This is a genomic window from Acidovorax sp. BoFeN1, assembly GCF_003345135.1.
In the GTDB taxonomy this organism is placed as follows: Bacteria; Pseudomonadota; Gammaproteobacteria; order Burkholderiales; family Burkholderiaceae_C; genus Acidovorax; species Acidovorax defluvii.
The window spans coordinates 31,451-44,176 of the sequence record NZ_QOZT01000025.1 but is presented as its reverse complement, the minus strand read 5'-3'; the positions used below and the strand labels follow the sequence as shown (position 1 = coordinate 44,176).

Below are 12,726 nucleotides of genomic sequence, written 5' to 3'. Positions count from 1 at the left end.
GAGGCCACCATACCCGTTTACAAAGCGAACAGGAAAGTCAATGAAATCAACGGTCTACCCAGACCACCCCCGCGCCAGTGCTAGCTTTGCGTACCGTCACTTATTGCACTGAAAACGAGGAGACCCCATCTATCGTTCTTCGAAAGCAGGGTGTTTTCACCCGCCGACCGGTGAAAGTACCCGCCCAAAGAAGATGTGTAGGAATCTCTCGAAAACAGTCAATGCGCTGCTGCTTAGCAGGGGCGGTAGACGCCACTCGAACCGAAAGAGCAGGATCCACTGCCGAGTGAGGTGCTGACGTTAAGCGACATGACGACACTTGAATGTCCGCCAAGCGTCGCAGCGGTCGTTCATATGCTGCAGCGTCAGTGACTGGGATCAGCCTGAAGCAGCCTTCAAATGCAAGCGCCACTCGCTCATTGCGCCCTTCGCCGGTGCGCTGATACCAGTTCGCACAATTGGGCTTGTGCAACAAAGCCACTGTAAGAACACCGTTAATTATGCTATTTTATCGAAAATACGATAAAATATCTTTTTCAAGATAATTTCCGATAATTGACATGATCGCTTTCCCACGCGCCGCACTCGCCCAAGAGTTAGTCGCCGCCCTGCAAGGCAAAGCCCTGCTGGGAGACGCCCACAACGGCCTGTTCTTGGCCGCCCCCCGCCGCACCGGCAAGTCCACCTTTTTGCAAGGTGACTTACGACCCGCGCTGGAAGCAGCCGATGTGGTCGTGGTGTATGTGGATCTGTGGGCCGATACGCGACGTGACCCGGGTGGACTGATCGCCGAAGCCATTGCTCGCGCGTTGGAACCCCAATTGGGCATTGTGGCCCGAACCGCCCGCAAGGCGGGGTTGGACAAGGTGAAGGTGGGCGGGCTAGAGGTGGACACCAGCAAGATCGGCAAGATCGATGGACTCACCCTGACCGATGCGCTGCGCCTGCTGCATGACCACGCCGGCAAGCCGATCGCGCTGATCATCGACGAAGCGCAGCACGCCCTTACCAGCGAAGCCGGCGAGGCAGCCATGACTGCCTTGAAATCAGCCCGCGACCAACTCAATCAGCCCGGCGTGGTGAACCTGATGCTGGTGATGTCAGGCTCAGACCGCGACAAATTGCTGCGCTTGGTCAACACGGCCGGTGCACCGTTTTACGGCTCACAGATTCAGCGCATGCCGCCCCTGGGGCCTGACTTCATTGCCCACATAGCAGCGTTGATCGAGGCGCAGCGGCCCGAACTCAAACCGGTGGATCAGACCCTGCTGCAACAGGCATTTGAAGTGTTCGGCTTCCGTCCGCAATTTTTCATGGCCGCATTGGGCCAGGTGCTCAGTCCCCTCGCTGCCCTGACCGGGCGCTTTGAATCGGCATTGCTGGATGCGGCTCAACAACAACAAACCCACGACGAAGCGCAGATGGAGTCGGACTACCTGGGGCTGAAGCCCACCGAGCAGGCCGTGCTGTGGCGCATGCTGACGCAAGGTTCACGATACCGCCCTTACGATGCCGAAGCACTGCGCTTTTACCGGGAAAGAACTGGCCACCCAGTAAACGCTACCCAAGTTCAGCGGGCGCTGGAGGGTTTGCGACAGCGTATGCCCGCGTTGGTATGGAAGTCGGCCCGCGGTGAATACGCGCTAGAAGACGTGGCCATGCACCGCTGGTTTGAAAAGCGCGGCGGCGCAGGAAAGTGGCCACCCACACCGCCACAGGGCGTGCTGCCCCTTGATGATGATTGAATACAGGGCAGAAGGGAACAGCCCTCTTGTCCCATCGACCAGTTGCTGATCACATGCATAAAGTTACCGGGCAGTCAGCTTCTGATCGGACGCGCTCAATGGGCATTGACAAAGAGCCATCAGCTCCGCTAGATTAGCGCGAGCTAGCTTTATGGCCTGCTGGTGTGAGCCCGCCGCACCAAAAATACTTGCGGGCCCCTGAACAAGCTGGGCCCGATCCCAGCAAAAGGCCCCTAGGCCGGATATTTCTGCTTGCGCAGATATAAATTTCGTGGGCTTTTGCTCGCGATGGCTTTTTTGCCAAAAGTCTCTTTGAGGTCGTCCTGTACCTCAGTGGAGGGCGTTCGACTGAACGATCTCCGATGTCCGGAAATTAGGCCAGCAAAGCCAAGCCCCAAAAGTTGCCCTGATTAGGGGCTATCAATGCGGCGCGCTCACGCGCGCCCCTTCAATGCTGCCCGCCTGACGCGTACCACGTTCGGGCCGGCGCAGCCACATCACGAGCGGCGTCACGCCGCCCCCCTTGATGCCCGACACCTCGGCTGGCGCCGATCGAGGTGCATCCGCGCGCGCCTACATGGCCCTTCCCCCCTTTCTCGGCCCGGCTTTTTCTATGGAGTTGCTATGACTATTCCGGCGTCCTTCGTTTTCGCTCACACCTCCGTTGCCGTGGAGGGGCCTGATGCTGCGCGACTGCTTTTGAGCATCATTCCGGCGCCACCGCATCAACCGGGCATCGGCTTAGTCGCTAAAAATACCTTGACCTGCCTGACGGCACTGCTGATCGAAGTTCCCGCTGCCGGATCTCATCTCGCGCAACATATCTCGTTGCTTGGCAAGTTGAGCGACGATTCAGGCGCCTGCATTGCTCAGCCCAATGCAATGCTCGGCCTCGCGAGCGATTACCCAGCCTGGGCGTGGTTCGTATCTGCGAGCTTTCCTTACGCGCATCGACTCCAGAGCTTGGTCGGCAAGCATTTAGTCGCGGCCCTCCTGAAAGAAGCCTCCATAGAAAAGAGCTTCGTTCAAAAACTGCGCAAGCTCATCAAACAATCACACGACGAGATCCTGACAAACCAGCAGTTCGAAGCGGAGGTCACCAAGCTTGAAGGGCAAGCACATCAAAAGCTCCTGCAGTTGCTGGCGTTGCACTCCTGCTCCACGAACAGCGCGCAACTGTCATTTAACGCAGCGGTGACCTCCTGCCTTTCCAATCGACTGAGCTCCCTACGTCAAACCGAGCGCCAGGCCGTAGATACCGGCCAAACACTCAGCCGCAGCGAGCTCACACGCACCGTCGTCCTTCTTCTCGACCAAGCACAGCAGGGTCACTCTGATGACCTGGTCACCCTCATCTGCCTATGCGTTGGCCTCGGCCTAAACCTCGGCAAGCGAATACCACTGGTTTCCGGAGAAAGCGGACAAGGCTGGATGGCCTGGATCGATCCGGTTGCAGGCTCAACATACGTGGACTTGTCATTCGCACTGGCAGGTCTTGGTAAACGTTCAAGCCCGCGGCATCAAGCGTCCACGCTGATCCTGAAGCGCCCACTGCCGCAGGGTGTTGCCACCATGCTGCGAGAGGCCCACACGCAAAACAGCCAGTTGCGCACGCTCGCCGATCTGTGCATTAACAAACCAACCAGCCGCAAAAAAATCTCGTTGCCGGGGGTTCATCACAGCGCTTCGTTGGCCGGACTGATGAACTCCGCGCGATCGATTTCATTAGCGACCACCGACAGGCGTGATATCTCTGCCTACGCGACTCTTGCCCTTGAACTGGTAAACAAATCCGATCTCCATTACGTCTGCCCACGCGAGCGCGAGATCTGGCAGGCCTGCTCCGACTTCTATGACGCCGTCGGCCTGGGGCCAGCAGTACCGCAAAGTGGTGGCAACTCCAACCTCCGCATCGGCTCCCGCCTGACACCATCGGCGGATTGGATCAAAGAAGTATTTGCAAGCGCTGGCGATGAACTGCTCGCGAAAAAGTGTGGTCGCAGGTACTCGTTGCCATCATTGATCGAGCACCACAACGCGTGCGCGCGTTACGTCGGCCTCTTGATGCAGTTTGTCGTCGGAGGCCGCGACCGCCGCCTTATCGACTTTCGTGCGAGCGTTTGGAGCAGCACCACGACCTTCGGCTTGATGGAAGACAAGCCCTTGAGTGCCACGCGAGGCACGACACCGATCCCCATCCCAGCAGCGCTCTCCGAGCAGCTCAAGCTTTGGCACGCGCACATCGCCGCGCTGGATAAGCGGCTATTGAAATTGCAAGCCCCCGGCTCTTCGGCCGCCTTTCAACTCATCCGCCAGATCAGGGAACTCCAGAACTTGCCCATGCTTTTTTTGCTGGACACGCATGGCGCCCCCGTCCCCTTGAGCTCAGATGTCCTTTTCACAGGCCCAGCCAGCCAGCTCAACCGGGACTTTGGTCGCCATTCTCTGCCGGATCTTTTGCTGGATGCGGGCATGCCATTCGAGGATATCCAAGACTGGCTCCGCCATTTCTCGCCGGGAATCTCAACGCACGAACTGAATTCCAACCGCGTCAAGTACCACAGCACCGAACGCCTTATTTCAGGCATCGACCAAGTGCTACTGGAGCTGAACATCCGACCCAGGTCCGGCCTGAGCAAGGAAATCGCTCCATGACATCTCTGTCACAACCCTGGACAACAACAAAACGAAATCCAGTCCTGATTCCGGCCTTCAGCGCTCCCGGCGGGGTCGCTCGCTTCGACAGCTTTATTCGATCGGCCGACCGGCTGGTGACCCAACTCGCGCCTTCGCATGCCCTGATCTTGTGCGCCATCCTCTACGAAGGCATGGGCTCATCCGCAGAGCTATCGAACTTCCTTCATGCCTTGGTGTCATCGCACTCCACCTGTGACGGCCACTACGTCCAATGGTCCGATGAACAGGACCGTCTGCATAGCCGGGCGCTCGATCCACGCACGCGCATCGCATTGTTCCGAGTCCCCAGTGGAACGTTGCCCAAGAAGGACCTGGACTCCTTCCATCAAGTATTGCTGAAGAACTACCCAATGGCCCAATCCCAGATGGGCAAGGACCTCTGGCATCTCATCTTCCACGACGCGCTGGCCTGGCTACATCAGCACATCCCCAATTTTTGTCTGGGGATGCTCACGGGCAGTATTCCCATCACGGCACTGCCCCGCGATGTGCTTACGCGATGGAACCTACGACAAAAGGACGTGCACTGGGAAACGCGGGATGCTGCAGATGATGATGCTCTCAGTCCCTCCCACGACGGAGCATTGGAAATACTCCTTGAGATGGAGGCGCCCATCAACCGCCGCGCTCGGTGCCTGAAGGAGATTCAAGACCTGTTTACTCTACCCAACCAGGCAACAGACATCCGGCTTTCTGATCAGCGTTGGCGAACAAGCCTGTACAGCAGGTTGGCCATGACCGCCGACTTGATTGCACGCCAAGGCACAGAAGGCGATGCGCTGGTCCTGCTGTGGGTGCACCACCTGCTTAGCGTTGGCAGCGTGCGCCTGAAGAATCCTTCCGTCGCAACAATCTCTCGCTACGTCAGCGCTACCGCGGGGCTCATCTCCGAAAACTACACTCAATGCCCGTGCTCTGCAGTTCACATGGACGATGAACAGTGGATCGCCTTCTTCGATGCACTGAAGCATGCCGTTAACAGCGACCCACAACGCCCGGCCCTTGCCTCCTTCCATCAGTTTTGCATCCAGACATTTGGCGCCCCGCCGATGGCGCAGGTACTTTTTTCGGGTGACGGAAACACCACGGTAGTGCACGCCAACACGGTCTGGTCCCAAGAAATCCACGGGGCCCTGGAACTTGCCCTCACTGCCAGCAGCGATGCACGCATCTGCGCCAGTGTGCAAGCGCTGCTGGCTCTTGCCGCTATTTTTCCCCTGCGCATCGGCGAGGCACAAGCCCTACGCCTAGAGGACTTCGTCATCACTGAAGAAGGCATCGAACTCCGATACCACCCTCGGCGAGGGCAGCATCAAGGTAAAAGCTACAGCGCGAAGCGATGGATGCGCAGCTTCGGCGAGCCGGCGTGGGTGGCGTGCGTAGCCAGCTGGATCAAGCGCAGGAAGAGTGAAGAAGAGGGCAGACATGGCAAGTCTGCTCTGCTGTTTGGAGATCCCCACAGCAGCCATCGCACCTACATGTTTGCCGCCTGCAGCCGACTGGTCAACCGCGCTCTTAAGCAAGTCTGCGGCGACAAATCAGTTTCCTTCCATACGCTGCGGCACGCATGGGTCAACCGCAACATCATCCATCAGCTGGATCAGCCTTCTTCTCGTCCAAGCCCCGTTTCCTGGTTGCAAAAAGTTGCCGCTGAGGTGGGACATGCCCAAGTTCCGACAACCCTGCAGCACTATTTCCACCGACCCGACATGGCCTTGCGCTGCTCTCTGAACAGCTATTGGCAGACGAGGCCACTTACCGCTGAAGTCGCAGCCTTCTGGACCGGACGTTCCGCTGCCGCATTGCGAAAGGCTAAACAACGCAGTGAGAACAAAGCGGAATTCTTGTGGTCTTGTCTCTTCGAGACATCCACTGGGCTGGCTGTACGCCAAGCGCCGCCCCCATCTCTGCTGGCGGCGTTGCCGCCGCCACCAATAGCGTCAATCGGCCTGATGCATGTACGCAAGATCCTCTGCGATCTTCACACTGGCATACCAGTCGAGGCTGTGGCTTCTCGCTGCAGTGTCCCTTTGGCCACCGTCTTGGAAGTGATCGATCGTGCTGTATTGATCGCCAACCAGCTTCTTGTCTTGGGAAGTGTCCGTGGTCGCCGCCTGATCCTCGAACATGCCACGCGGGTGATCAAACTTGCACGGCTACTTCAGATCTTTATGGATTGCGATATTCGGCCGACGGTCACCGATGAACCTTCCTGGCAAAAGTTGGCACCTCAAAACATTGCTCCTACGTTTGCACAGCGCAATGCCGTGCGCTCATGGATGCACTGCCGCGATGGGCAAAGCATTGCATTGCGACCCGATGGATCGGCCGACGACCTTTTGCGTTGGCTGAGCGACGGCTCCGTTCCTGGCAGCTGCATTGTCCTTCGAGTTCCAATGAAGCATGTTGCTGATCCTCATTCTCGCGCTACGACTGTGCGCAGTGATTCAGCCAGAAGTGCGCAAGATCAGCTAGGACAGTACTTCGGAACCTCCGTCACGATTGAAGGGGTTCGCCAACGGAAACTCGAACAACCTCCCTACATGCTGATCTCAAGAAAGCCTTTCACCAAAACATCCAAGCCTTGCCCTTCCGCCAGATTGCGCATGGGATCTTTTCATGGCCTTATGTTTTCCATGGCCGTATGGCACGGCATGATTGGAATGGATGCGCATGAGTAAGGACCAAGAAATATTTCGGGTGTTCATCAACTCGGTGCAAAAGGCCAGAGATCCCGCCAAGGAGCAGCGGGAGATCATGCTCGTGCAGAACACGATGAACACGGTCTTGGGGCAGCTGTCTGAACAGGACCGCCTGTACTACTCTCTGGAGGTAGACCCGGGCAAACTTGACCAGTGGTTAGTGGTTTCCTGCTGTGACAGTCTTCAGCGCAGGCTCTTTGAGGACAGAAAAGCGCCTTACTCAGCATCCTCCACCGAGGATCCGCTTCTCGCTGGAACCGTCATGCAAGCGACTAACGCATTGAAGCACCTGAGAACATTGTCTACCTCGACGGGCTTGAGCCCTGATGACTTCATTGATGCCATACGCACCACTGCGCCAGCATTGATCCGCCTGCTTACGGACCGGGAAGAAACCACGAGCTTCCGGACCAGCGATGGCGTGACTATCTCTGTGGATCCAATCTACCAATCGCGAAGAACAATGCTTCCCGACCCCGTCTCCGTTCGCTTTCGTGTAGACATGGTAGGTCGCGAGAAAGCTGTTATTGAGCCGACCAAGGAACATCGATCGCAACTGAAGACCAAGAGCAAGCAGATCCAGCTTCACTGGCTTCCGCTGGAGCATCCATTTCTGTATGAAATTCTCCTGGAATCCATGGAGTCACGAGCACTCGTTGAGGTTGACGCATGCCGCTATGTCAATCGGATAGGCCAAACCGTTAATTTGTCTTTTCTTAGGATGATTGAATCGCCCGATGACTGTTGACATACATGAGGAGCGCTCGAATCTGTGCCTTTGCCTTCGGGTAATGTTTACGTTGGGGTGGCAGGGGCATCCACCGTCATTGCGGGTACGCGGAGTTCGATGCGGATGGCGCGCGGCGTGACCTCGCCTTGCTCCAACCGCTCGGCCAGAACGCGCAACGCTACGGCCTGGGCCTTCGCCATGGCATCTTCAGCCGTGGCTCCCAAGGCACGTGCTCCCGGCAGCTCCGGGACAACCTCGGCCAGAAACCGTCCGTCGTTGTCACGCATGCACTCCAACGTGTAGTTGGCGGCGCAGGGGCCAGAAGGTTGCGTTTGGCTCGTGGCCACATATATGCCGAACCAGGTAATCACGCCGCCGATAAGGCATAGGGTAATTAAGCCCACCATGGCGCATATTCCTTTCATCTTGTAGAGAACTGCCAAGCAGATCTCATGCGATACCGATCAACGCCTGCGCACCAGCATGGGTTGCCTCACTCGCCAACATAGACAGGGGCGCGATGTGTACTTTGCGTCAGGGCCTTCGCGGCGGTCTACCGCGCGAGCGGTTTAGTCCTCCGCTGCACAGCCGACTTCAAGTGAGCCCACTTGCAGTGCCCGCACAAAGATCCTGCAGTCTTGCGTCCAACCTTAAAATCGTCTTGAGCTACAGTCCAATGGCATTGGAGAGCACTTCGTCGGTAAATCCCATGAGCGTGCCAGCGCGAAGCGCACCTTGCGTCAACACATGGTCTTCGATCAACAGCGCCGGGGTAACGAGCCAAAGCGTTCAGACGCCCAAAGCGCTTTCGTCCACTGGCCACTGCAGCTCTCGCGCAACCCTGCGCATGATCCATACGCACTGCGCATCTGTGCACCATCGCTTGGCCAGAAGACCTTTTAACGCAGTCTTCACCGTCGCTTCCTGGCCCCCTTCAAAGGTGGGCAGCTTTCGCTGGCAGTACGGAACCATCTGCGAGACCAGGTCGTCACACATCTGAAAGGCTGCCACGACTTCTGAGGGCGAAGTACCTGGCGCATAGAACTTTCCATCTTCCTCAACGAGGCTCATCTTCGGCTGGGCGCCTCCAATGGCAGAGGGAACCGCAGTCACCGGGAAATCATCCGGCACGCCTGGATAGCTGGCACGGTCAATCGTCATATCAATTCCTTGCGTACTACTTCGCCATACAGCCGGTACTGCCCTGTCCATTCAAGCCTCTTCAGGCCTTCACTTCAGGGGCAGTGTGGTGGGCGGGAGCCAGTACGGCCCGCTCGCGCAGCCAGCTTGCTTTGTCGTATACAAAGTCCGGAAACTCTTGGGTCAAGGTGGTTTTCTGCAAGATGAGTTCTCGGGCCAAGTGCGCCACTTCTGCCAGCTCCTTTTCATTTCTTACTTCAAACGGTGCCACAAGGCTGACACCCATCGCCCAACTGAGACGCTCCCATTTCCATGAGGGCCGAACCTCCAAGTCAATCCCATCCCGGGTCAGCCGTTCTTCAATTTTCTGAAGCTTTGCGTAGTGCTGTGTCTGGGCCTCGGAAGGTGCCCGGCTGGTGAAGCTGCTCAGTTTTTTCCGCTTGCTCGACTTGCCAACCATCTTGTAGCCTTTGGTCCCGCCCTCAAAGAGCCAGTCATCCCGTGGGCCGTCACCCGCCTCGTCCCAAGCCATGGAAGAAATAGCCTCCCCATAGATGTGTCGAGGGTGATGCCACCAGACGATGATGCGCCGCCCGTTGAGGATGAAACCCACGTCATCCCAATACGACAGACTTTCAGGCCCCATGTTCCAGTAGGCGTGCGGGATGAACAGACCGCCATCTGAAAGACGCCACTGTTGCATGCGGTGATACTCACGCATGCGCCTACCCAAATACTCATAATGCGGATTTCTCATGTGGATTCCTTGGTCAACCCTTGGGTGCTAAGGCCCAGGCAGACGTCGACAGGCGCAGCCAGGGACCCAGTGTTTCCTTCAAACAACTGTGGCAAAGATCGATATCCACCCGCGTTCCATCGCCCAGGGGCGATCCCCAGCCCGCGTCGAACCCCAGCTGCAGGAAGTTGTTCAGGCCATCGCCCTCATCGTGTCGCGCCTGCGTTCCACAGCGGTCGCAAATGAGTTCCGCGACGAACGGTGTCGACATCAATTCATGAACTCTCATTTTGTGCACCTTGATTGATAGCTAAGGCATCTGCATCATCACACTGCCAAGCGCAGCCTGTATACGCGCTACCTGCTGCGGGTCAGCCGTGTCGTCATGTTCCATCCCCAGCACTTGAGCAAGTGTGTATCCCAGATCCGCGTGGCAGCGTCGCAGTTGCCTGAGGGGCTCTTCCAGTAACGCTTTGTGTGCCGAGGCTATGCGGCTGCGATAGAAGCGCATGGTTTCGGCATTCTGGGCAGCAGGCCGCCCCAGGACTTGTTGGTAGGCACACCAATAGTAGCCACAGGATTGCACAAAGGCGGCGACTGCTGCCAACTCTCTTTCGTGGCGGTGCAACAGTCTCGGGTAACGGCTCGCTTGGTTTGCGGCGCGTTCGCAAAGGTCCAGAGGCATGGTCGCCGGCTCTCCCGCAGGAGTTGCCACGGGATGAAGATAGGCACGCACCAGGCCATCATCGCCAAAAAGATTGCGAATGAATGCGTTCAGCGCGCCCTGTGCAGCATCGGGCATACGAGCGTAGATCTCGTCGCGATATTGCGTGATCACGTCACAGTCATGTTGCTGCACGCGCTCCGACATGAGCGTGCGGAGGGAGATGCGGTTACGGTTTCGATGCAAGTGAAGTGATGCGGTCATATGAAACTCCTTGGCACTCGAAGTGCAGATTCGGCCAATCGGGCTTACAGGGTGGGCGCAGGCAAGGCTCCGCCCTGCCCTGCGCGTCGGGCACTTGGCGTAGGTTCAAAAAAGCGATGTGGTTAGGTAGTGGTTGCCACTGCCGGTGAAGCCTCAAGCGCCAGGATCACGGGGGTCACGTTCCCCGTGACGGGCGCTAACGAGATGTGCTGCTTGAGCAAGCGCTCCATGGCAGAGCCGTCCCGGCGCGTCAGGTTGGGCACATACCGGCTGTAGACACGGAACAGCATTTCGGTGCTGGTGTGACCCAACTGTCGCGCAATCCATTCCGGCGCTTCCCCGGCAGCAAGCCACAGCGTTGCCGCCGTATGCCGCATCTGGTAGGCCCTGCGGTGCTCCAACCCCAGGTGACGTAGCAGCGGCGCCCAGACCCGGTTGAGGAAGTTCTGGTTATCAATGGGCTTGCCACTGCGCAAGCTGAATACATACTCCGAGTCAGGGTGCCGAGTCTTGAACTGCGCCTGCAGGGCATCGAACACCATCTCGTTCATCTGGATGTCGCGCATGCTGCCATCCGTCTTGAGCTCGTCTTCCTCGTTGAGGACGATCGACTCACGCACCAGGATGAGCCGACGCTCGAAATCGATGTACTTCCATTTGAGGCCATGCGCCTCCCCGGTTCGCATGCCTGTGAAAAAGCGCACGGTGAAGTAGTTGCGATAGTCCGCCCTCGCGGTGGACAGGATGCGCTGCACGTCCTCCAGCGTGAAGGGCATGACGTCGCTGCGCTTCATCTTCAAGGGTTTGATATTGCGGAAGGCGGACGTAAACTCGAATCGGTCGGCCGCTTCGTTGAGGATCTGTCGCAAAGGCTTCATGATGGAGTTGATGCGTCGGTTGGATAAGGTGTTGCTGGACTTTCGGGCGGGAACTTTGGCGAGTGAAGCCCGAAATGCCAGTACGTCTGCCTTGGTGATCTGGCCGACCTCCTTGTCCCCAAAAAAGGGGATCAGGTATTTGTCCAGTGCACCGCGTTGCGTGATGCTGTAGCTACGCCGCCATGTCACCTCGGCCTCTGCGAACCACACCTCGGCGAAGTCGCGAAACAGCGGGGTTGTGCTGGGGGGCTGCTTCAATGCGCCTGGTGCGGGCCCGGCAAGCATGGGCTCCTGCGGGGGTTCGATCTCCGCGACAGGTAGAGGCTTTCCGAAGGTTTTTTGGTAGTCGAAGGCGCCCAGGGCGATTTCTGCTTCGATGCGCTCCAGGACCTTTTGCAAGCGCTTGCGGTTGGCGGAGGTGTCGGTCAACGTGGTGTATTCCCGCAGCCGCTGCCCCGCATATCGGAAGTCCAGGAACAGCGTCCCTTTACTTTCCAGGCGGCGGATACTACCCATGAATCACACCTCCATTGGCCAGCGGTATGCCCTCTGCACATACGGCCGAATACTGAGTCATGTCTGTTTCGATGTGCTCCCAGATATAGAGAGTTTTGCGTCCACCGAACGGGCGGATGTAATGCCGACCCTCAAGTAGGACGCTGTCCTTGAGCCTGTCCCGGATGGTCCTGGCGTCGTACTTGATGCGGTCAGACAACTCGTCAGTAGTCAGATAGGTACACGATGTCATTTCTCTCTCCTTGCGATGGTGGACAATCAGGATCCAAAAAAGTCGCGCACTGCGTTTTTTTGTCATCCTGAATGGCATTATGAGCGCGAAATAACCCTTGTCAATGCTTTTTTGCCATTCTGGGCGATATTTCTACACGGAGAATGTCTTGATCAAGTGCCACCTGTCCAAGCTTATGGGAGAACGAAAGCTCAAGATCAGCGACCTTGCGCGGGACACTGGTCTCCATAGGAACACGATCACGCTGCTCTACCAGGAGACAGCCACACGTGTTGATCTGGATGCGATCAACACCTTGTGCGGCTATTTCAGCGTTCCGGTAGGTGAGTTGTTCGAATACGTCCCAGACCGTACGTCGGTCCAAGAATGAGCACCCGTCCCCCTGCGGAACAACACGAAGTTGCCTCAGAGATCGGCGTATA

General features: G+C 57.5%; 12 protein-coding genes. 5 read left to right on the top strand and 7 right to left on the bottom strand.

The window, feature by feature from the left end; translation table 11 throughout:
• The first annotated feature begins 560 nt into the window (after window positions 1-560).
• The 4 genes from DTW89_RS08230 (at window position 561) to DTW89_RS08215 (ending at window position 7,892) form a co-directional block, all read left to right on the top strand.
• On the top strand, window positions 561-1,745 hold the full coding sequence (locus DTW89_RS08230; RefSeq protein WP_066785869.1) for an ATPase: 1,185 nt from the start codon (window positions 561-563) through the stop codon (window positions 1,743-1,745).
• Between the two features lie 624 nt (window positions 1,746-2,369).
• On the top strand, window positions 2,370-4,400 hold the full coding sequence (locus tag DTW89_RS08225) for a hypothetical protein (protein ID WP_086926338.1): 2,031 nt from the start codon (window positions 2,370-2,372) through the stop codon (window positions 4,398-4,400).
• Window positions 4,397-7,123 (top strand): site-specific integrase, encoded by a 2,727-nt coding sequence (locus tag DTW89_RS08220; RefSeq protein ID WP_139285379.1) that lies wholly within the window; start codon window positions 4,397-4,399, stop codon window positions 7,121-7,123. The genes DTW89_RS08225 and DTW89_RS08220 overlap by 4 nt, the downstream gene beginning before the upstream one ends.
• On the top strand, window positions 7,116-7,892 hold the full coding sequence (locus DTW89_RS08215) for a hypothetical protein (RefSeq protein ID WP_086926340.1): 777 nt from the start codon (window positions 7,116-7,118) through the stop codon (window positions 7,890-7,892). Before DTW89_RS08220 ends, DTW89_RS08215 begins: the two co-directional genes overlap by 8 nt.
• A gap of 47 nt (window positions 7,893-7,939) precedes the next feature.
• Here the strand turns inward: DTW89_RS08215 and DTW89_RS08210 are convergent, their stop codons facing one another.
• The 7 genes from DTW89_RS08210 to DTW89_RS19715 all read right to left on the bottom strand — a co-directional run bounded on the left by DTW89_RS08210 (window position 7,940) and on the right by DTW89_RS19715 (window position 12,304).
• Window positions 7,940-8,161: a type II toxin-antitoxin system HicB family antitoxin gene (locus DTW89_RS08210; protein ID WP_066785945.1), complete on the bottom strand. Its 222-nt coding sequence runs from the start codon at window positions 8,159-8,161 to the stop codon at window positions 7,940-7,942.
• Window positions 8,162-8,663: 502 nt separating this feature from the next.
• On the bottom strand, window positions 8,664-9,035 hold the full coding sequence (locus DTW89_RS08205; RefSeq protein WP_232476455.1) for a hypothetical protein: 372 nt from the start codon (window positions 9,033-9,035) through the stop codon (window positions 8,664-8,666).
• 61 nt (window positions 9,036-9,096) lie between these two features.
• Entirely contained in the window at window positions 9,097-9,771 is a 675-nt protein-coding gene (locus tag DTW89_RS08200) for a hypothetical protein (protein ID WP_232476454.1), read from the bottom strand.
• A gap of 13 nt (window positions 9,772-9,784) precedes the next feature.
• Complete coding sequence (locus tag DTW89_RS19300) at window positions 9,785-10,039, bottom strand: hypothetical protein (protein WP_139285380.1); 255 nt, start codon at window positions 10,037-10,039, stop codon at window positions 9,785-9,787.
• Between the two features lie 21 nt (window positions 10,040-10,060).
• Complete coding sequence (locus tag DTW89_RS08195; protein ID WP_139285381.1) at window positions 10,061-10,678, bottom strand: hypothetical protein; 618 nt, start codon at window positions 10,676-10,678, stop codon at window positions 10,061-10,063.
• A gap of 122 nt (window positions 10,679-10,800) precedes the next feature.
• Window positions 10,801-12,072 (bottom strand): site-specific integrase, encoded by a 1,272-nt coding sequence (locus tag DTW89_RS08190; RefSeq protein WP_087743170.1) that lies wholly within the window; start codon window positions 12,070-12,072, stop codon window positions 10,801-10,803.
• Complete coding sequence (locus DTW89_RS19715; RefSeq protein WP_026437435.1) at window positions 12,065-12,304, bottom strand: hypothetical protein; 240 nt, start codon at window positions 12,302-12,304, stop codon at window positions 12,065-12,067. The genes DTW89_RS08190 and DTW89_RS19715 overlap by 8 nt, the downstream gene beginning before the upstream one ends.
• Before the next feature lie 148 nt (window positions 12,305-12,452).
• On the opposite strand from DTW89_RS19715, the gene DTW89_RS08180 reads away from it, so the two are divergent.
• Window positions 12,453-12,674 (top strand): helix-turn-helix domain-containing protein, encoded by a 222-nt coding sequence (locus DTW89_RS08180; RefSeq protein ID WP_087748112.1) that lies wholly within the window; start codon window positions 12,453-12,455, stop codon window positions 12,672-12,674.
• Window positions 12,675-12,726: the final 52 nt, after the last annotated feature.

Coding starts and splice junctions, on each gene's coding strand:
- DTW89_RS08200 (WP_232476454.1), bottom strand. CDS start 9,771: ATGAGAAATCCGCATTATGAGTATTTGGGTAGGCGCATGCGTGAGTAT.
- DTW89_RS08220 (WP_139285379.1), top strand. CDS start 4,397: ATGACATCTCTGTCACAACCCTGGACAACAACAAAACGAAATCCAGTC.
- DTW89_RS08205 (WP_232476455.1), bottom strand. CDS start 9,035: ATGACGATTGACCGTGCCAGCTATCCAGGCGTGCCGGATGATTTCCCG.
- DTW89_RS08215 (WP_086926340.1), top strand. CDS start 7,116: ATGAGTAAGGACCAAGAAATATTTCGGGTGTTCATCAACTCGGTGCAA.
- DTW89_RS19300 (WP_139285380.1), bottom strand. CDS start 10,039: ATGAGAGTTCATGAATTGATGTCGACACCGTTCGTCGCGGAACTCATT.
- DTW89_RS08210 (WP_066785945.1), bottom strand. CDS start 8,161: ATGCGTGACAACGACGGACGGTTTCTGGCCGAGGTTGTCCCGGAGCTG.
- DTW89_RS19715 (WP_026437435.1), bottom strand. CDS start 12,304: ATGACATCGTGTACCTATCTGACTACTGACGAGTTGTCTGACCGCATC.
- DTW89_RS08225 (WP_086926338.1), top strand. CDS start 2,370: ATGACTATTCCGGCGTCCTTCGTTTTCGCTCACACCTCCGTTGCCGTG.
- DTW89_RS08195 (WP_139285381.1), bottom strand. CDS start 10,678: ATGACCGCATCACTTCACTTGCATCGAAACCGTAACCGCATCTCCCTC.
- DTW89_RS08190 (WP_087743170.1), bottom strand. CDS start 12,072: ATGGGTAGTATCCGCCGCCTGGAAAGTAAAGGGACGCTGTTCCTGGAC.
- DTW89_RS08230 (WP_066785869.1), top strand. CDS start 561: ATGATCGCTTTCCCACGCGCCGCACTCGCCCAAGAGTTAGTCGCCGCC.